Below are 20,730 nucleotides of genomic sequence, written 5' to 3'. Positions count from 1 at the left end.
CAACAATTCGCGCGCCGGCATGACCTTCTACGAACGCACCGTCGACCTGGGCCTTAGAGCCTACAAGTTGACGCTCTCGCCCCTCATCGGGCGTCAGTGCCGCTTTACACCGAGCTGTTCGGAGTACACGGCCGCCGCTCTTAAGGATCATGGCCCGCTCAAGGGCTCCTGGCTGGGGTTGCGACGGATCTGCCGCTGCAATCCGTTTGGTGGATCGGGCTACGACCCGCCGCCGCCGCGACACCAGCCACGCAAGTGGAAATGTGAAGAATGATCGATCTGGTTTTCCCCGACGGCTCGTCGCGTCAGTATCCTGACGGCGCGACGGGGCGCGATGTCGCCGCCGCTATCTCCAAATCGCTGGAAAAGAAGGCGCTGCTGATCAAGCTGGACGGACAGGTTCTGGACCTGGACCGTCCGCTGACGCCTGACCTGCTGACGGGCGAGCGCAAGTTCGAGATCCTGACGCGCGAGGCGCCCGAGGCGCTAGACACCATCCGCCACGACACCGCCCACGTCCTGGCCGAGGCGGTGCAGGAGCTGTTCCCGGGCACCCAGGTCACGATCGGCCCGAACGTCGAGGACGGCTTCTACTACGACTTCGCCCGCGACGAGCCGTTCAGCCTGGACGATCTGGAAAAGATCGAAAAGCGCATGAAGGAGATCGTCGACCGCGACGAGAAGATCACGCGCGAAGTCTGGGATCGCAACGAGGCGATCGCCCACTTCGACGGGATCGGCGAGCAGTACAAGGCGCAGATCATCCGTGACCTGCCGGACACCGATACGATCACGGTCTATCGCCAGGGGAACTGGAAGGATCTCTGCCGGGGTCCCCACCTGCCGTCGACCAAGCATGTCGGCAAGGCCTTCAAGCTGACGAAGCTGGCCGGCGCCTACTGGCGCGGCGACCAGAACAACGCCCAGCTCCAGCGCATCTACGGCACGGCCTGGGCCTCGGAAGCCGATCTCGAAGCGCATCTGAAGCGCATCGAGGAGGCCGAGAAGCGCGATCACCGCAAGCTGGGCAAGACCATGGACCTCTTCCACATCCAGGAAGAGGGCAAGGGCATGGTGTTCTGGCATCCGAAGGGCTGGGCCCTCTATCGTGTGCTTGAGGACTATATGCGCCGCCGCCTCGACGCGGCCGGCTACAAGGAAGTGAAGACCCCGCAGATCCTGGATCGCAGCCTGTGGGAAAAGTCGGGCCACGCCGAAAAGTTCGGCCACGCCATGTTCATGTGCGAAAGCGCCGAGGGCGAGGTCCTGGCGGTCAAGCCGATGAACTGCCCCGGCCACATCCAGATCTTCAATGTCGGCCAGAAGTCCTATCGCGAGCTGCCGCTGCGCATGGCCGAGTTCGGCGCCTGCCACCGCTACGAGCCGTCGGGCGCCATGCACGGCATCATGCGGGTGCGGGCCTTCACCCAGGACGACGCCCATATCTTCTGCCGCGAGGAGCAAGTCACCGAGGAGAGCGCCCGGTTCATCGAACTGTTGCGCTCGGTCTATAACGACCTTGGCATGACGCTGGCGGACACCAAGTTCTCGACGCGCCCCGAGCTGCGCGCCGGCACGGACGAGACCTGGGACAAGGCGGAGGCTGCTCTGGCCGCCGCCGCCGAGGCCGCTGGTGAAACCCTGACCCTGCAGCCGGGCGAAGGCGCCTTCTATGGCCCCAAGCTGGAATTCTCGCTGAAGGACGCCATCGGCCGCGTCTGGCAGTGCGGCACGCTGCAACTTGATTTCGTGCTGCCGGAACGATTGGACGCCGAGTACGTTTCGGAGGATGGTTCGAAGAAGCGTCCGGTGATGCTTCACCGTGCGATCTTGGGGTCCTTCGAGCGTTTTATCGGCATTCTGTTGGAAAACTTCGCGGGCGCTCTGCCCGTGTGGTTGGCTCCGACGCAAATCGTCGTGGCCACGATTACCTCTGACGCCGATGACTATGCCCGTGAGGTCGTTGAGAAATTGACGAAACTGGGCATGCGTGCAGAGCTGGACCTGCGAAACGAGAAGATTAACTATAAGATTCGCGAGCACAGCCTCGCGAAGGTGCCAGTGATCGCCGTGGTGGGACGTAAAGAAGCGGAAACGGGGCAATTGGCCCTTCGTCGCCTCGGCGGCGAAGGTCAGAGCGTCCTGTCGCTTGAAGAGGCGCTGCGCGTGCTGAAGTCTGACGCCACGCCGCCTGACGTCGCGCGGGCCCTGGCCGTCCAGGAGGCCGTGACCGCCTGATGAACAGCATTCTCCCGTCCGTCTCGACCCTTGCCGTTGGTGCGCGTCCGGCTCGTCCGAACGTGTCTGTCGTCATGGTCGTCTATCGGACGGGCGAAGCGCTGGTCGAAAGCATCCGCCATGTGCTGGCCGAGCCGTTGGTCGATGAGTTCATCATCGTCGATAACGGCTCGTCCTCGCGCGATGAGGACATGCTGCGCTCGCTGGCGCTGACCGAGCCGCGCGTCGTGCTCAAACAGGGCCACGGCAATGTCGGCTTCGCGCGCGGCGCCAATCTGGGCGCGGTGACGGCCGGCGGCGAGTACATCGTCTTCCTCAATCCCGACGCCAACCTGCAGCCCAGCTGCGTGGCCTCGCTGGTGACGGCCTTCAAGGGCCAGCCCGTGCCCACGATCGTGGGGGCACGTGTGCTGAACACCGACGGCAGCGAACAGCGCGGCGGTCGTCGAGGTGACGTCACACCGATCAGCACCGTGCTGAGCTTTGGCCAGCTGACCCGCCGCTATCCCAAGCTGGCCGGGTTCGAGATCCACCGCGAGAACGAACCGCTGCCCGGCGCGCCCGTGCCGATGCCGACCATTTCGGGCGCCTGTTTCGCCATGCGCCGCGCCGACTTCGTCGCGCTGAACGGCTTTGACGAGGGCTACTTCCTGCATGTCGAGGACATCGACCTGTGCTGGCGTGCACGCCGCGCCGGCGGCCAGGTGCTGTTCCAGCCCAACGCCGAGGTCGTTCACCTGGGCCACACCAGCCTGGAACACCCGGTGAAGGTCGAGTTCCACAAGGGCGTGGGCCTGACCCGCTACTTCATCAAGCGCGCCGACAGCCTGCAGCTGTTCGCGGCGGCGGTGCTGCTGGCGCCGGCCATCATGCTGATGAGCGTGTGCCGCCCGCTGCTGTGGAAACTGACGGGCCGGCCGATCTAGAGGCAGGGCTGGGGGCGGCCAACGGCCCTGGACGGACATGTTCCCCTCTCCCCTTGCGGGAGAGGGTGGCCGCCAAAGGCGGTCGGGTGAGGGGTCGCGCTCGGCTATCCTGAGAGGCTTTTCAACCCCTCATCCGTCAGCTTCGCTGACACCTTCTCCCGCAAGGGGAGAAGGAAACCTTGGCCCGCAATCCACCCAAGACCGCCCGCAAACGTCCGCCTACATCGGCGCGATGGTCTCGAACCTCAGGCCATCCGGGCCCTCGATCGAGGTCGGCGCCTTAAGGTTCCTGGCCGGCAGCATCGCCCGGTAGCGCTCGTACATCGCCTTGACGTCGCGACCGGGCTTGGCCGTCAGGCATTGGTCGAACTCCCCCTCGCGGCCCCAGGGTTTGCGTTCGGAGCGCGCGATGTCGCGGTCGACCTGGATAGCGGCGGCGACCTTGTCGGCGAGAACATGGTCGATCCCTGCGCCATAGCTGCCGAACTTGATCGTCACGTCGCAGCGCGCGGGACCCGCGTCCGCGACGGGCGCGGCGACGCAGGCGGACAGGCCGAGGGCCAGCAGCAGGGCCAGGGATCTCATGCGGGGAAGCCTCCGGCGCGGGCCAGGGACGAGGCGGGAGCCTTGCCCAGGCGTTGGCTGATGTCGCGGCCGATCTGGATCAGCGCCGCCAGGTCGTAACCGGTCTCGAAGCCGGCGCGTTCCAGCATGTAAACCAGATCCTCGGTGCCGATATTGCCCGTGGCGTTCGGCGCGAACGGGCAGCCGCCAAGGCCGCCGACCGAAGCGTCCAGCACGTCCACCCCCGCCTCGACGCTGGCATAGGCGTTGGCCAGGCCCGTATTGCGGGTGTCGTGGAAGTGCATCCGCAGGCGCGTGTCCGGCGCGGCGGCGCGGACAGCCTCGATCCGCCGGCGGACGGTCCAGGGGTCGGCGACGCCGATGGTGTCGGCGATGGCGATCTCGGGCACGCCCAGGGCGGCGGCTTCGCGAACGATGGCGACGACCTGATCCTGCGAGACCTCGCCATCGAACGGACAGCCGAACGCCACCGAGATGGTGGCGGTGATCGGCGGGCCGCCTTCGGTCGCCTGGCGCTCGACGATGGCGGCGAGGGTTTCGACCTGCTGCCGTGTCGTCGAGCCCTGATTGCGGGTGGCGAAGCCGTCCGAGGCGCAGACCACGACATTGGCCTCGTCGCATCCCGTCGACACGCACCGCTCCCAGCCGCGCATGTTCAAGACAAGGCCTATGCGCGAGTGGACGAGATCGGCGGGCAGGGCGGCCATGATCTCCTCGGCGCCGGCCATCTGCGGTACGCGGCTCGGATTGACGAACGACACCACCTCGGTGCGCCGGGCGCCGGCCGCTTCCAGCTTGGCGATCAGGTCGAGCTTTTCCTCGACGGAGAGCACCGTCTTCTCGTTCTGCAGACCATCGCGCGGCCCGACCTCGACGATCTGGATGAAGCGGCTCATGGCTGGGCCTCCTGGGGGGCGATGGGTTCGCCGCGATAGATCGTCAGGCGCTCTTCGTCGCCGTCGGAATAGTTCAAGCCTTCGACCACGGCCGCAGGCTTGGCGGTCAAGCCGAGCTTGGCCAGGGCGGCCTGGAAGGGTTTTTCCTCCCGCGCCTCGACGATGGCAGGCCGGCCTTCGGCGACCGCCTGAGCCGCCCCGGCGCCGTCCGTCAGCTCCGTGGTCGTCCCCAGCTGGAAGATCATGCTGGGCTCGGCGTAGCCGGTGACCGCCACCGGACCGGGCGCGCCTGAACGGGGGGAGAGGCGGGCGGAGTCCAGCGCCTTGGCGAGGTCCTTGGACAGGAACAAGGGCTCCAGCCGCGGTATCAGGCCGGCGGTCAACGCGATATGCGCCCCAACGCCCAGCGCCCCGGCGAACACCAGGGCCCGCACCGACTGCCGCCGCAGCAGCAGCACAGCGCCGACGAGCCCGGCTCCGAAGGCCAGACCGGCGGCGATGATCGTCCAGACCAGATCGCCGGCGCCGCCGAACACCGTCTGGCCATAGATCGCCACGGCCGCCAGCACCGCGCCCATCAGGACTGACAGCGCGCCGCCGATCCAGCGCGACCGCGCGCCGATCGGTTCACGTACGGCGGCGGCCATCAGCATGGCCAGCGCTCCATAGGCCGGCAGTTCGTAGTGGACCAGCTTGGTCGGCAGCAGCTCGAACATCAGCCAGGTCGGGATCAGCCAGCAGAGGGCGAAGCGCACGCCCGGTTCGTTGCGTTGCGACCAGCCCACGACCAGAGCGGCCGGCAAGAGCAGGGTCGCGGGGAACGACAGCAGGGGGGCGAGCAGGGTGTGGTAGCCGAAGGGGCCCGAGTGGCCTTCCTGACCGCCGGCCAGCTTGGGCGCCAGGTCCGCGCCGACCGCCGCGCCCCAGAAGGCGCCGTCGGTGGCGACGGTGATCATCATCGCCCAGGGCAGGGTGATGGCGGCGAACAGGATCAGGCCCCAGGTCCAGCCCAGGTCCTTCATCCAGCCGGCCTTGCGGTCCCAGATCGCCAGGGACACCAGCGCGAAGAGAGCGACCAGCAGGCCGACCGGGCCCTTGATCAGGGCCGCCAGCGCCAGGCCCAGCCAGAAGGCGAGCTTGGTCCATTTGCTGGAGGGCTCGCCCTTGAGGTGGGCCATGTAGACCCGCGCCAGCGCCGCCATGGCCAGGGTGGTCGCGCCGCAGAGGGCGGCGTCGGTCTTGGCGATGAAGGCTTCGGACGACAGCAGGAAGGTCGCCCCTAGGATTGATCCCGCCAACAGGCCGGTGCGGGCGCCGAACAGGGCCGCCGCGCCCCAGGCGCAGGCCGCCGCCGCCAGCATGGCTCCCAGCAGGGAGGGAATGCGATAGGCCCAGATCTGGCGCGCCTCGGCGTCGGACAGCGCCGTGACGCTCAGCGCCTGCATCCAGTGGATGCCGACCGGCTTCTTGAAGCGCGGCTGGTCCTGGAACTTGATGACCACATAGTCGCCCGTCTCGAGCATCTGCGAGGTGGCCTGGGCGAAGCGCGACTCGTCGCGGTCCAGCGGTGGCATGGCGAACAGGCCGGGCAGGCCGGCGATCAGGGCGACCAGCGCGGCGAACAGCGGCGCGCGCCACCCCCGGCTCCAGGCGTCGAGGCGAGATTCAAGCGTCATACCGCCTGCTTTAGCACGATCCTTTCGTGGGGAAATTTTTCCGGTATTAGAGGGCGATGAACGCCGCCCGCGCCTCCGCTCCCGATTTTTCCGTCGTCGTGCCCGTCTTTGACGAGGGCGAGGCTGCGCCGAAGCTGGCCCGCGAGATCGCAGTCGCCTTCGCCGGCGAGAACTACGAGATGATTTTCGTCGACGACGCCAGCCGCGACGACACCAAGGCGCGGCTGATCGCCTTGAAGGCCGAGATCCCGCAGCTTCGCGTGTTGGGCCATCGCAAGAACTCCGGCCAGAGCCGCGCCGTGCGCAGCGGCATCCTGGCGGCGCGGGGCGGGATCATCGTGACCCTGGACGGCGATGGCCAGAACGATCCTGCCGACGCGCCGCGTCTGGCCAAGACCCTGGCGGCCGGCCCCGAGACCCTGGCCCTGGTCGGCGGCGAGCGGGTCAAGCGCCAGGACAGCAGCGCCAAGCGTTTCGCCTCGAAGGTCGGCAATGGCGTGCGCAAGCGGCTGTTGAAGGATACGGCGAAGGACACCGGCTGCGGCCTTAAGGCTTTCCGCCGTGAGGCGTTCCTGCGCCTGCCGTACTTTGATCACATCCACCGCTACATCCCGGCCCTGATGCTGCGCGAGGGCTACGAGGTCGCGTTCCAGCCGGTCAATCACCGTCACCGCGAGACCGGCGTGTCGAAGTACACCAACCTAGGCCGCCTGAAGGCGTCGATTTCCGACCTGCTGGGCGTGATGTGGCTGCAATCGCGGGCGCGCAATCCGCAGGGCGTCGACGAGGTCTAGGCGCGCGTCAGGCGAGCCGGCTTCACCGAAGCCGAATTTCCGGCTAGGCCTTAACCATGGCGACCACACCTCGCGTGGACGCCGGAGGGGGAAGCTCGATGTTCGCGGCCGTTCCGCTGCTGGCCTTGCCGGTGATTGTCTACAATCTCGTCGCCCTGACGCTGACCGGAGGCTTCAAGGCCACCGACGCGACGGCTCGGATGAACGAGGCGCTGTTCACCATCCATATGACCTCGCGCACCGACTGGGCGGTCAGCCTGGGCGATCTGCTGATGGCCGCCTCGCTGGTGGTGCTGTTCGTCGAGCTGCTGAAGTCGACGACCAGCCGCAAGATCGCGATCATCAACCACTCGCTGTCGATGGTGCTGTTCATCCTGTGCCTGGTCGAGTTTCTGCTCGCCCCGGCCTTCGCGACCTCGACCTTCTTCCTGATCACCCTGATGGTGCTGCTGGACGTGCTGGCCGGCTTTATCGTCACCATCGTGGCGGCGCGGCGGGACGTGGATTTCGGCGATAACTAACCCGCCTCGGGGAAGCCGCCCGTCTGGCGCAGGGCCTCGCCCAGCGCCATGGCGGCCGTCGTCGCCAGATTCATCGAGCGCGCCTCGGGGCGGATCGGAATGACGATTCGGCCGTGCGCCGCAGCGTGAACCTCTTCCGGCGCACCACGACTCTCATTGCCGAACAGCAGCGTATCTCCGGGTTCGAACGAAAACCGGTGGAACGGAGTCGCGCCCTTGGTCGTGAACAGCAGAAGTCGCCCGTCAACGCGTTCCGGCGCCTTAAGGAATGTCTCCCAACTGTCGTGGCGGGTCAGGTGCGACAAAGAGCCGTAGTCCAGGGCCGCACGCTTCAAACTCTTGTCGTTCAAAGGAAAACTGCAGGGCTCGATCACGTCTAACCCTAAGCCGAAACAGGCTGTCAGTCGGATGCAGGCCCCAACGTTTTGGGGAATGCCTGGTTGAAAAAGTGCGATGCGCATAATAAGCGAACCAACCACAAGGGCAGCAGGGGCTTTGCCACGAATCGAAAGGACTTGCGGACTTGGCCCGCGCGTCCGATAGACCGATTTGACCGCTGCCTTGTGGCGGAGATCCGCTTGCGGGTCGAGCAAGATATGGCGCCGCAAGGCGCGTCTCCAAGCCGGTCGCTCCCGCGGCCTGGCGGAACCAAAGGGTGACTTAAGGTGGCCGACACCGCCGTGGGCGCAACGACCGAGCCGGAACACGGGGGTGATCCCTCCCGGCGCGACTTCATTCATATCGCCGCGATCGCCGCCGCTGCTGGCGGCGCGGCGACTCTGGCGTGGCCGTTCATCGACCAGATGAACCCGTCGGCGGATACGCTGGCCATGGCTTCGACCGAGTTCGACCTGACCAAGGTGCCGGAAGGCCAGCAGGTCACGCTGAAGTGGCGCGGCAAGCCGCTCTTCGTGCGCAACCGCACCAAGGGCGAGATCGACAAGGCTGTCGCGGACGACACCGTGTCGATGAAGGACCCGCAGAAGGACGCCGACCGCGTGAAGCCTGGCAAGGCTCAGTGGCTGGTGCTGATCGGCTCGTGCACGCACCTGGGCTGCGTGCCGACGTTCGGCGGCGGCGACTTCGGCGGCTGGTTCTGCCCCTGCCACGGCTCGCACTACGACACCTCGGGTCGTATCCGTAAGGGCCCCGCGCCCACGAACCTGGTGGTTCCGGAATACGCCTTCCTCTCCGACACCAAGGTCAAGATCGGCTAACGGATATGAGCGGACATTCGACCTACCAACCCAAGACCGGTTTCGAGCGCTGGCTCGACGCCCGTCTGCCGATTATCCGCCTGGGCTACGACTCGTTCGTCGATTACCCCACCCCGCGGAACCTGAACTACTGGTGGACCTTCGGCGGCATCCTGTCGCTGTGCCTGGCCTCGCAGCTGATCACCGGCATCATCCTGGTGATGCACTACACGCCGAGCGCCGCCGGCGCCTTCGCGTCGGTCGAGCACATCATGCGCGACGTGAACTACGGCTGGCTGATCCGCTATATGCACTCCAACGGCGCGTCGATGTTCTTCATCGCCGTCTACATCCACATGATGCGCGGCCTCTACTACGGTTCCTACAAGGCGCCGCGTGAAGTGCTGTGGCTGCTGGGCTGCGTGATCTACCTCCTGATGATGGCCACGGCCTTCATGGGCTACGTCCTGCCCTGGGGTCAGATGTCGTTCCACGGCGCCGTCGTGATCACCAACCTGTTCGGCGCTCTGCCGATCGTCGGCGAGAGCATCACCACCTGGCTGTGGGGCGGCTTCGCGGTCGACAACGCCACGCTGAACCGCTTCTTCTCGCTGCACTACCTGCTGCCCTTCATGATCGCGGGCGTCGTGATCCTGCATATTTGGGCGCTGCACGTGGTGGGTCAGAACAACCCGACCGGCGTCGAGCCGAAGTCGAAGGCCGACACCGTGCCCTTCACGCCGTATGCGACGGTGAAGGACGGGTTCGCGATGAGCGTCTTCATGATCCTCTTCGCCTACTTCGTCTTCTTCATGCCCAACGCCCTGGGCCACCCCGACAACTACATCGAGGCCAACCCGCTGGTGACGCCGGCGCACATCGTTCCGGAATGGTACTTCCTGCCGTTCTACGCGATCCTGCGCGCCGTGCCGGACAAGCTGATGGGCGTGCTGGCCATGTTCGGCGCGATCGGCTGCTTGTTCGCCCTGCCGTGGCTGGACACCTCGAAGGTCCGCTCGATGCGGTACCGCCCGACCGCCAAGGTCTATTTCATGATCTTCGTCGTGGCGTGCTGCATCCTGGGCCTCTGCGGCGCCAAGCTGCCGGACGACAAGGTGATCCCGCACCTGACCACCTTCAAGCTGATCGACGCTGACCTGAACAGCTTCGTGTGGCTCAGCCGCGTCGCCTCGCTGTATTACTTCGCCTTCTTCCTGGTGATCCTCCCGATCCTGGGCCTGAAGGAAAAGCCGCTGCCCGTGCCGGAATCGATCGCGTCGCCGGCGCTGACCGAGAAGAAGGGCTGATCCTGATGCTGCGCAAACTCTCCATCATCGCAGCCGTCGCGGGTCTGGCCTTCGCCGGCCAGGCGCTCGCCGCCGGTCACCCGCTGCCGCCCAAGGACGTCAAGTGGTCGTTCGAAGGCCCGTTCGGCAAGTTCGATCAGGTCCAGCTGCAGCGGGGCTACAAGGTCTATCGCGAGGTCTGTGCGTCGTGCCACTCGATGAAGCTGGTCAGCTTCCGCAACCTGGGCGACAAGGGCGGTCCGTTCTATAACGAGAAGTACAAGAACTCGAACGACAACCCGTGGGTCAAGGCGATCGCCAAAGAGTACGAGGTCGCCGACATCGACTCCGAGACCGGCGATCCGATCAAGCGTCCGGCGACCAGCGCCGACCACTTCCCCGCGCCGTTCCCGAACGAGATCGCCGCGCGCGGCGCCAACGGCGGCGCTCTGCCGCCGGACATGTCGCTGCTGGCCAAGGCTCGTGCGAACGGTCCTGACTACATCTACTCGCTGCTAGTGGGTTACGTGAACCCGCCGGCCGGCCTGAAGATCGGTCCGGGGCAGCACTACAACCCCTATATGGCCGGCGATCTGACGGCCTACTGGTCGGGCTCGCACGAGAAGGTCCCGCCGGGCGGCTTCATCGCGATGGCCCAGCCGCTGAAGGACGGTCAGGTGACGTTTGACGACGGCACCAAGTCGACCCTCGATCAGCAGGCCAAGGACGTCTCGGCCTTCCTGATGTGGGCCGCCGAGCCCAAGCTGGAACAGCGCAAGCAAACCGGCTTTGCGGTGATCATCTACCTCCTGCTGCTGAGCGGTCTGCTGTACGCCAGCTACAAGCGGGTGTGGCGCAACGAGTCGCACTAAGCGGCTAGCGTCTTCCCAAGATTGGAAAGGCCCGGTGGCGACACCGGGCCTTTTCTTTTGGCGGGTCTCAGGGCGCGATCGACAGGGTCCGGGCGTCGGCTGACAGACGCAGGCGATGGCGGGCCCACAAGGCGGTTCCCAAGGTTCCGCTGACGCCCTCGGGCAGGTCTTCGGCGAGCGTCGCCGGGACGTTCTCGGCCAGCACGCCTGCAATCGACAGCGCGCGAAGCCGCGCGGGCGCCTTGTGACGAGCATTGACGTCCAGCTTGCCGGCGACCCGCCCCTCGCGCGTGGAGAGCCGTGCCATGGCGCGCGAGGCCGTGTCGATCGCGAAGGCCCCGCGACGCGCCGTGGGCCCGTCACTGACGGCCGCGGCGATGGTCGGAAGCCCGTCGATCACCTCGACCGGCAGCACCACCTGCCGCTGCGCACGCCAGGGCTGGTCGATGCGAACCTGGCAGGCTGAAAAATCGATCTCGATGCTGTGCCCGGCCAGGACGTCCATGCCGATGACACCGGCGATCGGGGTGACGAAGCCGGCCCCGCGATCATCGAGGTCGGCGATGGTCACCGTCACGGCCGACGCCTTGAGCCCGGCGATCTGGACCGGCAGGGTCACCGCCTCGGTCGTGATCCCGGCCATCTGGGCCTTGGTGTTGTGCAGAAGGGTGCGCGGCGCGGAAAGATCGACCACATAGTCGCCGGCCATGTCGCCGATGGCCGCCGGGGCGATCACTGCGCCGTTCTCGAACCAGCACCGTGTCTCGCCCGCGTGCGCGACGCCCAAGGTCGCCCAGGGCAGGGCGGCGAAGGCGATCAGGACGGAAACGCGGCTACGCATGATCCCAGCCTAGCTCAGCCCAGGCGTTCACGCGATGGCGCGCAGGCGTGCAGACGGGCGTCGCCTCAGTTGGTGGGACACGGCTGGGTCGGCGCCCCGTAACGGGCATGGAGCGTACGCGGCGTGGGCGCATCGAGACTGATGATCGTCATCTGATCATAGTCACAATCGGTGACGGGGCTCGGAGCGGCGTCACCCAGAGCGCGGGCGATCTCGCCGACTGTATTGCTGTGGCCGACGATGAGTACGGTGGCGTCCTTCGGGGCTTGTCGGGCGACTTCAGCCACGCGCTGGGCATGGGCGGGAACACCGCCATCCAGCGCGATCGTCCGGATCACCAGGCCGGCGGCGTCGGCGGTGGGCTGAGCGGTCTGTTGCGTGCGCTTGAGCGGCGTCGCCAGGACCGTCGAGACCCTGGCGCCGGCCAGCGCGGCCGCCAGGGCCTGCGCCCGCGCCTTGCCGGCGTCCGACAGGTCCGGATCGCCGTTGGGCGAGACCTTCTCGCCATGGCGCACGATGACGACGGTCTGCGCCAGGGCCGGGCCGCCGGCCAGCATCAGCGAGAGGGTCATAGCAGTCAGTCGACGGATCATGTTCAAGCCTCGGCGCGGGTTCCGCTGGACCGCTGGAACAGTTGCAGCGTGCGCAAGAGCGCCAGACGCGCGCTGTCGGGATGATGACCGCTGGGCGCGACGAAGGCGTGGCCGGCGTCGTACAGATACACCGGCAGGTCGGGGTGGTGATCCCGGACGGCGTCGACGTCAGACAAAGGGATCATCGTGTCGGTCTTGCCGAAGTGCAGGATGGTGGGGACCTTGGGCGTCTCGTCGCGATAGGCGGCGATATCCCCGCCGTAGAACGCCGAGACCGCCGACAGGCCTTCGCAGCGGCAGGCGGCCAGCCAGGCGGTCGTGCCGCCATAGCAGAAGCCCATGGCGTAGACCGGCCCGTTCAGGGCGTCGATGCAGGCCTGAACGCGGGGTAGGGTGCTCGCGCCCCAACCCGTCCGCTCCCCCATGGCCATGCGGGCGTCGAGGATCGAAGGCGTGGTGTCCTCGACCGGAAACGCTGCGTCCGCCGCATCCATCAGGCTGGGGAGCATCACCTCATAGCCCTGCTCGGCCAGGCTGTCGGAAAGCTGACGCAGATGCGGCGTGACGCCCCAGATCGCGTGCAGCATGACGATCCCGCCCCGCCGCGCCTCCAGGGGCGGCGCATGATAGGCGGCCAGGGGCGCGCCTTCGCGGGTTGCGAGCGCGATCCGCTCGCCCATCAGCCCGCCCCGTGCGCGGCGAAGAAGTCCACGGTCCGCTGACGGGCCAGTTCGGCGTCGGCGAGGTCGGAGTCGGGGCGGCCGTCATTGTTGAAGCCGTGGCCGCTGGCCTCATAGATATAGACGGGAACCTCGGGGTGGGCGGCCCGCACCGCCGCCTTGACCTCGTCGGCGGGGATATGCGGGTCCTTGCGCCCCAGATGGACGATCACCGGCGCCTTCAGCGCGAACTTGGCCATGCCGGCGACCTGACCGCCGTAGTAGCTGGAGCCCGCCGCGATCCCCTCGCAGCGTGAAGCCGCCAGCCAGGTCATGGTGCCGCCGTAGCAGTAGCCGACCACGAAGACGGGGCCCCGGGCCTTGAGAAAGTCGACACAGGCCTGGAGGTCGCCCATGGCGTTGTCGGGGCCGTTGGCCAGGGCGTGCTTGACGCCGTTCTCGAAGCCCGCCGGGTCGTGCAGGGCGGTAAAGCCCTTCTCCTGACGGTCGAACATCGAGGGGGCGATCACCTCAAAGCCGCGCGCGGTCCACCGGGCGACGTCCTGGTGGACGTATTGATCCAGGCCGAAGATCTCCTGGATGACGATGACGCCACCCTTGCGCGGGCCTTCCGGCTCGGCGTGCAGGGCGGTGAACGTAAAGCCGTCATGGGCGGCGGTCAGGGTGATGGTCTTGGCCACAAGCTTACTCCCCAATGAAAAACGGCCGGAGCGTTTCTGCTCCGGCCGCTGGTATTCTGGTTGCTTAGACGTTGAAGCGGAAGTGCATCACGTCGCCGTCCTTGACGACGTATTCCTTGCCTTCCGACCGCATCTTGCCGGCTTCCTTGGCGCCGTTCTCGCCGCCCAGCTTGACGTAGTCGTCGAAGGCGATCGTCTCGGCGCGGATGAAGCCCTTCTCGAAGTCGGTGTGGATCACGCCGGCGGCCTGCGGGCCGGTGGCGCCCACGGGGATCGTCCAGGCGCGCGCTTCCTTGGGGCCCACGGTGAAGTAGGTCTGCAGGCCCAGCAGGCTGTAGGCTTCGCGGATCAGGCGGTTCAGGCCCGGCTCGGCCAGGCCCAGGGTCTCGAGGAACTCGGTGCGCTCTTCCTCGTCCAGGAGAGCGATCTCGCTCTCGATCTGGGCTGAGATGACCACGCTCTTGGCGTTGTCGCGGGCGGCGCGCTCGGCCACCAGGTCCGAGAACTTGTTGCCCTTGTCGGCGCTGGCTTCCTCGACATTGCAGACATAGAGGGCCGGCAGCGAGGTCAGCAGCTGCAACATGGCCCAGGCCTTGGCGTCTTCCTTGTCGACCTGGGCGGCGCGGGCCGGACGACCGGCGCGCAGCTGCTCCAGCGCCAGGTTGATCAGGCGCAGGGTCTGGATCATGTCCTTGTCGCCGCCGCTCTTGGCGCGCTTCTCGACGTTGGGCAGACGCTTTTCCAGGCTCTCCAGGTCGGCCAGCATCAGCTCCATCTCGATGATCTCAAGATCGCTGATCGGGTCGATGCGGCCCTCGACGTGGGTGATGTCGCTGTCCTCGAAGCAGCGGGCCACGAAGGCCACGGCGTCGCAGTCGCGGATGTTGGCCAGGAACTGGTTGCCCAGGCCCTCGCCCTTGGACGCGCCGCGCACCAGGCCCGCAACGTCGACGAAGTTGATCCGCGCCGGGATGATCTCCTTGGAGCCGGCGATCTTGGCCAAGGCGTTCAGGCGCGGCTCGGGCACGGCGACATCGCCGGTGTTGGGCTCGATCGTGCAGAACGGATAGTTGGCGGCCTGGGCCGAGGCGGTCTGGGTCAGGGCGTTGAACAGGGTGGACTTGCCGACATTGGGCAGGCCGACGATGGCGACTTTCAGGGCCATGGAACTCTCGTGAATTTCGTTGGCGCGCGCTTAGCACGGATGGCGCCGAAAGGCGAACCGGCGCGCCGCCTCTTGCGCGAACCGCAACAAGATCTGATATCAATCGCCGAGCAAGGAGCCCGCCATGTCCGTCCGTCCGGTCCTGAAGATCGTCAAAGGCCAGCCCACGTCGGATGGCGCGGGCGTGCGGCTGACGCGGATGCTGGGCACCCCGGAAGCTCAGATGTTCGACCCGTTCCTGATGCTGGACTGTTTCGACAACGATCAGGCGTCCGACTACATGGGCGGCTTCCCCGACCACCCGCATCGCGGCTTCGAGACCGTGACTTACATGCTGGAAGGCCGGATGCGTCACAAGGACAACACCGGCCGCGAGGGCGTGATCGGTCCGGGCGGGATCCAGTGGATGCGGGCCGGCAAGGGCATCGTCCACTCCGAGATGCCCGAGCAGGCCGACGGCCGCATGCGCGGCTTCCAGCTGTGGGTGAACCTGCCCGCCCGCTTGAAGATGACCGCGCCGGGCTATCAGGAGTTCGAGACCGACAGCATCCCGGTCGAGGCCCGCGACGGCGGTGTGACGGTCAAGGTGATCTCGGGCGCCACCGACGCTGGGACCGCCGGCCCGATCGGCGGCGGCGCGGTGGACGCCCTCTATTTCGACGTCGTGCTGCCGGCGGGGACGGTATTCGAGGAGCCGGTCGGCGACGACCGTAACGCCATGCTGGCCGTCTATGAGGGCAAGGTCCGCGTCGCCCACGACACCGTCGAGTCGCTGTCGGGGGTGTTCCTGGGGCGTGGCGACACCGTCCGGGTCGAAGCCGTCACCGACGCCCGCGTCCTGCTGCTGGCCGGCCGCCCGATCGGCGAGCCGGTGTTCTGGCACGGGCCCTTTGTGATGGACACGCGCGAGGGGCTGATGCAGGCGTTCGATGATTTTCAGCGCGGACGGTTCTGATCCGTAGCGCCCCCAGGAAATCACATAAAGAAATCTTTATATCTAAATTGACGCCTTGGCCCTCGCGTGGTCTGTTGCCGCTGTCGTGGTCTGCGGACGTTCGCGTCCGGAGCTAAGAGGGAAGTCGGTGAGGGCGTGAAACCCTGAATCCGGCGCTGCCCCCGCAACTGTGAGCGGCGAGCCGCTGTCCGTTTCGTGTCACTGACGCGCCGAGCTGGTTCGGGGATGCGTCGGGAAGGCCAGGGCAGGGGCGATGACCCGTGAGCCAGGAGACCTGCCTCGACAGATAACGTCCTCCGGCGGGGTGTCCGGTCTGGCCGCTTGCTCAGCGTGACCGGACCATAGCGCCCGTGCGCGCTCGATCGCGCGCGTCCCGATCAGCCTCGCCACAACACCGGCAGAGGCTTTTCAACAATGACCGTCACCATCGCCACCCTGGGCTTTCCCCGCATCGGCCCCAAGCGCGAGCTGAAGTTCGCCCTAGAGGCCTATTGGGCCGGGAAGACCGACGCGGATGCGCTGCTCGACACGGCGCGCGACCTGCGGGCCAAGACCTGGACGCGCCAGGCCGCGCTGGGCGTCGCCCACGTGCCCAGCAATGACTTCTCGCTGTACGACCACGTGCTGGACACGGCGGTGATGGTCGGCGCGATCCCCGCCGCCTACGGCTGGTCGGGCGGGACGGTCGACCTGGCGACCTATTTCGCCATGGCGCGCGGCGACCAGGGGCGTCCGGCGGCCGAGGCGTGCGGCCCGGGCTGTGGCCACGCGCCCGGCGCGGACGGCGTTCCGGCGCTGGAAATGACCAAGTGGTTCGACACCAACTATCACTACCTGGCGCCCGAGCTGTCGCCGGGTCAGGCCTTCGCGCTGTCGTCCAGCAAGCCGGTCGACGAGTTCCTCGAGGCCAAGGCGCTGGGCGTCCACACGCGTCCGGTGCTGCTGGGCCCGGTGACGTTCCTCAAGCTGGCCAAGACCAAGGCTGAGGGCTTCTCGCCGCTGTCGCTGCTGTCGGCCCTGTTGCCGGTTTACGGCCAGGTGCTGCAAGGCCTGGCGGCGGCCGGGGCGGACTGGGTGCAGATCGACGAGCCCTGCCTGGCGTTGGACCTGACGGACTTCGAACGCGCCGAGCTGCGCCGCGCCTATGGGGCCCTGACCCACGCCGCGCCCGGCCTGCGTCTGATGCTGACCAGCTATTTCGGCGGCTATGGCGAGAACCTGGCGACGGCGGTCAATCTGCCGGTGGAGGGCCTCCACCTCGACCTGGTCCGCGCGCCGGGTGAGCTGGAAGCCGCCCTGGCCGCCAGCCGCGAGAGCCTGGTGCTGTCGCTGGGCGTGATCGACGGCCGCAATGTCTGGCGCGCCGACCTGCCGGCCCTGCTGGATCGCCTGGAGCCCGTGGTGGCGCGACGCGGAAGCGACCGGGTGGTGCTGGCGCCGTCGTGCTCGCTGCTGCACACGCCGATCGACCTGGACCTGGAAACGGCGCTGGATCCGGAGATCCGCCAGTGGCTGGCCTTCGCGGTCCAGAAGGTCGAGGCGCTGGCGGTGCTGGCCCAGGCGCTGAACGGAGGCCGAGCCTCGGTCGCCGCGGCGCTGGAAGCCAGCGCCCAGGCGGCGCGGGCGCGGGCGACCTCGCCGCGCATCCACGATCCGAAGGTCGCCGAACGCCTGGCCGCCGTGACGTTCGACATGACCCGCCGCCGCTCGCCCTACGACCAGCGTCGCGAGGCTCAGCGGGCGCGGCTGAACTTGCCGCCGCTGCCCACGACGACGATCGGGTCCTTCCCCCAGACGACCGAGGTACGCCAGGCGCGGGCGGCCTTCGCCAAGGGACAGATCAGCGACGCGACCTATGAGGCCTTCCTGCGCCAGGAGACCGCCCGCGCGGTGGCCTGGCAGGAGACGGTCGGCCTCGACGTGCTGGTCCATGGCGAGTTCGAGCGTAACGACATGGTCCAGTATTTCGGCGAGCAACTGGCGGGCTTCGCCTTCACCCAGAGCGGCTGGGTGCAGTCCTACGGTTCGCGCTGCGTGCGGCCGCCGATCCTGTTTGGCGACGTCTCGCGGCCGGCGCCGATGACGGTGGACTGGTGGCGCTACGCCCAGGGGCTGACGCGGCGACCGATGAAGGGGATGCTGACCGGACCGGTGACGATCCTCAACTGGTCGTTTGTCCGCGACGACCTTCCGCGCGAGACCGCCTGCCGGCAGATCGCCCTGGCCATTCGCGACGAGGTCGTCGACCTGGAGGCCACCGGGGCGGCGATCATCCAGATCGATGAGGCGGCGCTGCGCGAGGGCCTGCCGCTGCGACGCGGCGACTGGGGCGCCTATCTGGACTGGGCGGTCGAGAGCTTCCGGCTAGCGGCGTCCGGCGTGGCCGATGCGACCCAGATCCACACCCACATGTGCTACTCGGAGTTCAACGACATCATCGCCGCCATCGGGGCGATGGACGCCGACGTGATCTCGATCGAGACGGCGCGGTCGAAGATGGAGCTGCTGGACGCCTTCGTCGGCTACGCCTATCCGGCCCAGATCGGTCCGGGCGTCTATGACATCCACTCACCCCGTGTTCCGGCCGTCGAGGAGATGACCACCCTGCTGGCGGCCGCTCGTCAGCGGCTGGCCGGCGAGCAACTGTGGGTCAATCCCGACTGTGGCTTGAAGACCCGAAAGTGGCCGGAAACTCAGGCGGCGATCGCCAATATGGTCGAAGCCGCAAGGCGCGCGCGCGTGTCTTAAGGCGCACCCAGCGGGGCGGTCGGCGTCAGTTGACCGCCCCAGCCGCGAAATCGCGCCAGCCCTTGGCCTCCTTGCGGAAGTGGGCGTGGGTCTTGGCCAGGCGCTTGTCGATCTCGGCCAGCTGAGCGCGCGCCTCATCCTGGCGGCCCTGGCTGGCGAGGAAGACAGTATAGCGGGCCACGCCCTCGAAGCCTGGATAGTGGTCAGCCGCCCAGCGCAGGGCGGTCTCGGCCTGCTCTTCGCGACCCAGGGCATGATAGACCCTGCCCAGCGCCAGCATAGTGTGAGGGGTGCGGCCGGCGGTCGGGGTTTCTCCCAGCTTTTCGAGCAGTGGCAGGGCCTCGGCGGGGCGGTTCAGCTCGATCAGGGCGTTGGCGCGGCCCAGCAGCAGCTGCGGATCATCGGCGTAGAGGCCCGCGAGGCTTTCGGCGTAGAGCGCTTCGGCCTCAGCGTGCCTGCCCAATTCCGTAGCGGCGACGGCCAGGCGGACGCGGTTGGCCACCGTCGGCGCGTCTTCAACCGCCTTGGCGGCTTCGCGATACTCGCGCTGCGGATCCAGCGCCTGGCGGGCGGCCGCGCCCACCTTTTGCGCGGTCCGTCCGCGCAGCAGCTCAGGCAGGATCACCGCGACCAGATAGACCACGCCGCCGACCGGCTGGAACAGCAGGATGATCCACAGCCAGTACATCTCGCGATGGGTCCGAACGACGTGGACGCACAGGGCGATTGAGAACAGCAGCGACAGGCCCAGCAGCGGCAGGGGCAGCGAGAACATCGTCAGTCGTCCTTGGCGGGCTTGCGCGGGTCGGCCTTGGGCGCGGGGGCCAGGCGCATGACCTCGGCCTGGTAGCGCTCGTCGTCGCCGACGGCGGCGAAGGGCAGGGCGTCGGCGATGGCGTCCAGCATCGGGTCCAGCCACTGGTGCTCGACCTTGTGAAAGTCGCCCAGCACATAGTGCATCACCGCGTCCTTGTGGCCCGGATGGCCCACGCCGATGCGGCCTCGGCGGAAGGCGTCTCCAACCTGGCTGGTCACCGAGCGGATGCCGTTATTGCCCGCCGCTCCGCCACCCGACTTCATGCGGAAGCGGCCCGGCGCCATGTCGATCTCGTCGTGGAAGACGATGACGTCGGTGGGTTGCAGCTTGAAGAACTTCATGGCCTCGCCCACGGCGCGGCCGCTTTCGTTGTAGTAGGTCTTGGGCTTGAGCAGCAGCAGCTTGACCGGCCCGTCGGGGGTCGAGACTTGGCCTTCGCAGGCCAGGCCCTGGAAGCGCGCGCGCCACGGTGCCGTGCCCCACTTTCGCGCCAGGGCGTCCACGGCCATGAAGCCGACATTGTGGCGGTTCTTCTCGTACTTGGGCTCGGGATTGCCCAGGCCGGCGAGGATCAGCATCGCGAAGATCTCGGGTGTTCAAACAAAAACGGGCGGACCCGAAGGCCCGCCCGTCTGTAATGCGCTTCGATCCGAAGACCGAGAGACTTAAGCGGTCGTGTCGCCGGCGTCCGATTGAGCGGCCGACGAGGCCTTGACGTTGGCGATCACGAAGTCGCGGTCCATGGCCGGCTTCACGCCTTCCGGCAGCTTCACTTCCGAGATGCGGATGACGTCGCCGATGTCGTGACCGGCCAGATCGATGACCAGTTCCTCGGGGATCTTGTCGGCCGGGCAGGCCAGCTCGACGGTGTGACGGATGACTTCCAGCGTGCCGCCCTTCTTCAGGCCGACCGAGGTTTCGTGGTTCTTGAAGTGCACCGGCACTTCGATCTTGATCAGCTGGTGCTCGTCGACGCGGTACAGGTCGAAGTGGACCGGCTCGTCGGTGACGGGGTGGAACTGCACGGCCTTGGCGATGACCGATTGCTTCTCTTCGCCGTACTGCAGGGTGACCAGGTGACCCAGCAGCTTGCCGGTGTACAGCGACTTGCGGAATTCGTTGGCCTTCACGGCGATGTTCACCGGAGCCTTGCCGCCGCCGTACAGGACGCCCGGGACCTTGCCGGCGCGGCGGGTGGCGCGCGCATTGCCGGTGCCGGCGCCGTCGCGGACTTCAACGTTCAGAATGATCTCGGCCATGG

Annotated in this window: 22 protein-coding genes and 1 riboswitch; of the genes, 10 read left to right on the top strand and 12 right to left on the bottom strand. The window is 67.2% G+C overall.

Going from position 1 to position 20,730, the window contains the following annotated elements; translation table 11 throughout:
* The first annotated feature begins 19 nt into the window (after positions 1–19).
* The 3 genes from yidD to CVUC_RS11115 are packed head-to-tail and all read left to right on the top strand — an operon-like array spanning position 20 to position 3,164.
* Positions 20–274 carry a membrane protein insertion efficiency factor YidD gene (gene yidD / locus CVUC_RS11125; RefSeq protein WP_010918351.1) on the top strand — a complete coding sequence of 85 codons (255 nt, stop codon included), beginning with the start codon at positions 20–22 and terminating at the stop codon, positions 272–274.
* Positions 271–2,238, top strand: coding sequence for a threonine--tRNA ligase (gene thrS, locus CVUC_RS11120; RefSeq protein ID WP_096032398.1), 1,968 nt, complete (start codon positions 271–273; stop codon positions 2,236–2,238). Before yidD ends, thrS begins: the two co-directional genes overlap by 4 nt.
* On the top strand, positions 2,238–3,164 hold the full coding sequence (locus CVUC_RS11115) for a glycosyltransferase family 2 protein (protein WP_010918353.1): 927 nt from the start codon (positions 2,238–2,240) through the stop codon (positions 3,162–3,164). The genes thrS and CVUC_RS11115 overlap by 1 nt, the downstream gene beginning before the upstream one ends.
* Positions 3,165–3,383: 219 nt before the next feature.
* Here the strand turns inward: CVUC_RS11115 and CVUC_RS11110 are convergent, their stop codons facing one another.
* The 3 genes from CVUC_RS11110 to CVUC_RS11100 are packed head-to-tail and all read right to left on the bottom strand — an operon-like array spanning position 3,384 to position 6,321.
* Entirely contained in the window at positions 3,384–3,749 is a 366-nt protein-coding gene (locus tag CVUC_RS11110; RefSeq protein WP_096032399.1) for a hypothetical protein, read from the bottom strand.
* Complete coding sequence (locus CVUC_RS11105; protein ID WP_096032400.1) at positions 3,746–4,645, bottom strand: hydroxymethylglutaryl-CoA lyase; 900 nt, start codon at positions 4,643–4,645, stop codon at positions 3,746–3,748. Before CVUC_RS11105 ends, CVUC_RS11110 begins: the two co-directional genes overlap by 4 nt.
* Positions 4,642–6,321 carry an ArnT family glycosyltransferase gene (locus CVUC_RS11100; protein ID WP_096032401.1) on the bottom strand — a complete coding sequence of 560 codons (1,680 nt, stop codon included), beginning with the start codon at positions 6,319–6,321 and terminating at the stop codon, positions 4,642–4,644. The genes CVUC_RS11105 and CVUC_RS11100 overlap by 4 nt, the downstream gene beginning before the upstream one ends.
* Positions 6,322–6,377: 56 nt before the next feature.
* On the opposite strand from CVUC_RS11100, the gene CVUC_RS11095 reads away from it, so the two are divergent.
* Together CVUC_RS11095 and CVUC_RS11090 are read left to right on the top strand one after the other, a co-directional pair.
* A complete protein-coding gene (locus CVUC_RS11095) occupies positions 6,378–7,115 on the top strand; it encodes a glycosyltransferase family 2 protein (protein ID WP_096032402.1) in 738 nt (245 codons plus the stop codon).
* A gap of 98 nt (positions 7,116–7,213) precedes the next feature.
* Complete coding sequence (locus tag CVUC_RS11090; RefSeq protein ID WP_024265559.1) at positions 7,214–7,636, top strand: hypothetical protein; 423 nt, start codon at positions 7,214–7,216, stop codon at positions 7,634–7,636.
* Here CVUC_RS11090 and CVUC_RS11085 read toward each other — a convergent pair.
* Positions 7,633–8,097, bottom strand: coding sequence for a tRNA (cytidine(34)-2'-O)-methyltransferase (locus CVUC_RS11085; protein WP_012639987.1), 465 nt, complete (start codon positions 8,095–8,097; stop codon positions 7,633–7,635). The genes CVUC_RS11090 and CVUC_RS11085 overlap by 4 nt on opposite strands.
* Before the next feature lie 204 nt (positions 8,098–8,301).
* Between CVUC_RS11085 and petA the strand changes: the two genes are divergently transcribed.
* From petA to CVUC_RS11070, 3 genes are read left to right on the top strand one after another with little or no spacing between them, the layout of a single operon-like run.
* Complete coding sequence (petA, locus tag CVUC_RS11080; RefSeq protein ID WP_096032403.1) at positions 8,302–8,853, top strand: ubiquinol-cytochrome c reductase iron-sulfur subunit; 552 nt, start codon at positions 8,302–8,304, stop codon at positions 8,851–8,853.
* Between the two features lie 5 nt (positions 8,854–8,858).
* Positions 8,859–10,139, top strand: a complete 1,281-nt coding sequence (locus CVUC_RS11075) for a cytochrome b (RefSeq protein WP_096032404.1) — start codon at positions 8,859–8,861, stop codon at positions 10,137–10,139.
* 5 nt (positions 10,140–10,144) lie between these two features.
* On the top strand, positions 10,145–10,990 hold the full coding sequence (locus tag CVUC_RS11070; RefSeq protein WP_010918362.1) for a cytochrome c1: 846 nt from the start codon (positions 10,145–10,147) through the stop codon (positions 10,988–10,990).
* A gap of 67 nt (positions 10,991–11,057) precedes the next feature.
* Here the strand turns inward: CVUC_RS11070 and CVUC_RS11065 are convergent, their stop codons facing one another.
* The 5 genes from CVUC_RS11065 to ychF form a co-directional block, all read right to left on the bottom strand.
* Positions 11,058–11,831 (bottom strand): hypothetical protein, encoded by a 774-nt coding sequence (locus tag CVUC_RS11065; protein WP_096032405.1) that lies wholly within the window; start codon positions 11,829–11,831, stop codon positions 11,058–11,060.
* A 65-nt stretch (positions 11,832–11,896) separates the two neighbouring features.
* Positions 11,897–12,430 (bottom strand): SixA phosphatase family protein, encoded by a 534-nt coding sequence (locus tag CVUC_RS11060; protein WP_096032406.1) that lies wholly within the window; start codon positions 12,428–12,430, stop codon positions 11,897–11,899.
* Positions 12,427–13,104 carry a dienelactone hydrolase family protein gene (locus CVUC_RS11055; RefSeq protein WP_096032407.1) on the bottom strand — a complete coding sequence of 226 codons (678 nt, stop codon included), beginning with the start codon at positions 13,102–13,104 and terminating at the stop codon, positions 12,427–12,429. Before CVUC_RS11055 ends, CVUC_RS11060 begins: the two co-directional genes overlap by 4 nt.
* The gene (locus CVUC_RS11050) at positions 13,104–13,784 is read right to left on the bottom strand and encodes a dienelactone hydrolase family protein (RefSeq protein WP_096032408.1); all 681 of its coding nucleotides are present in this window, start codon (positions 13,782–13,784) and stop codon (positions 13,104–13,106) included. The genes CVUC_RS11055 and CVUC_RS11050 overlap by 1 nt, the downstream gene beginning before the upstream one ends.
* Before the next feature lie 64 nt (positions 13,785–13,848).
* On the bottom strand, positions 13,849–14,949 hold the full coding sequence (gene ychF / locus CVUC_RS11045) for a redox-regulated ATPase YchF (protein ID WP_010918367.1): 1,101 nt from the start codon (positions 14,947–14,949) through the stop codon (positions 13,849–13,851).
* Positions 14,950–15,073: 124 nt separating this feature from the next.
* Between ychF and CVUC_RS11040 the strand changes: the two genes are divergently transcribed.
* Together CVUC_RS11040 and metE are read left to right on the top strand one after the other, a co-directional pair.
* Positions 15,074–15,904: a pirin family protein gene (locus tag CVUC_RS11040; RefSeq protein WP_096032409.1), complete on the top strand. Its 831-nt coding sequence runs from the start codon at positions 15,074–15,076 to the stop codon at positions 15,902–15,904.
* Between the two features lie 69 nt (positions 15,905–15,973).
* Positions 15,974–16,200: riboswitch (cobalamin riboswitch) on the top strand.
* 118 nt (positions 16,201–16,318) lie between these two features.
* Positions 16,319–18,652 carry a 5-methyltetrahydropteroyltriglutamate--homocysteine S-methyltransferase gene (gene metE, locus CVUC_RS11035; RefSeq protein ID WP_096032410.1) on the top strand — a complete coding sequence of 778 codons (2,334 nt, stop codon included), beginning with the start codon at positions 16,319–16,321 and terminating at the stop codon, positions 18,650–18,652.
* Between the two features lie 25 nt (positions 18,653–18,677).
* Here the strand turns inward: metE and CVUC_RS11030 are convergent, their stop codons facing one another.
* From CVUC_RS11030 to CVUC_RS11020, 3 genes are all read right to left on the bottom strand, one after another.
* A complete protein-coding gene (locus tag CVUC_RS11030) occupies positions 18,678–19,427 on the bottom strand; it encodes a tetratricopeptide repeat protein (protein ID WP_096032411.1) in 750 nt (249 codons plus the stop codon).
* 2 nt (positions 19,428–19,429) lie between these two features.
* Positions 19,430–20,047: an aminoacyl-tRNA hydrolase gene (pth, locus tag CVUC_RS11025; protein WP_096032412.1), complete on the bottom strand. Its 618-nt coding sequence runs from the start codon at positions 20,045–20,047 to the stop codon at positions 19,430–19,432.
* Between the two features lie 87 nt (positions 20,048–20,134).
* The gene (locus CVUC_RS11020) at positions 20,135–20,728 is read right to left on the bottom strand and encodes a 50S ribosomal protein L25/general stress protein Ctc (protein ID WP_010918373.1); all 594 of its coding nucleotides are present in this window, start codon (positions 20,726–20,728) and stop codon (positions 20,135–20,137) included.
* Between the last annotated feature and the right edge of the window lie 2 nt (positions 20,729–20,730).

This window comes from Caulobacter vibrioides (genome assembly GCF_002858865.1).
GTDB lineage: Bacteria > Pseudomonadota > Alphaproteobacteria > Caulobacterales > Caulobacteraceae > Caulobacter > Caulobacter vibrioides.
The sequence above is the reverse complement of the archived record's forward strand: the minus strand, read 5'-3'. Positions and strand labels throughout refer to the sequence as shown.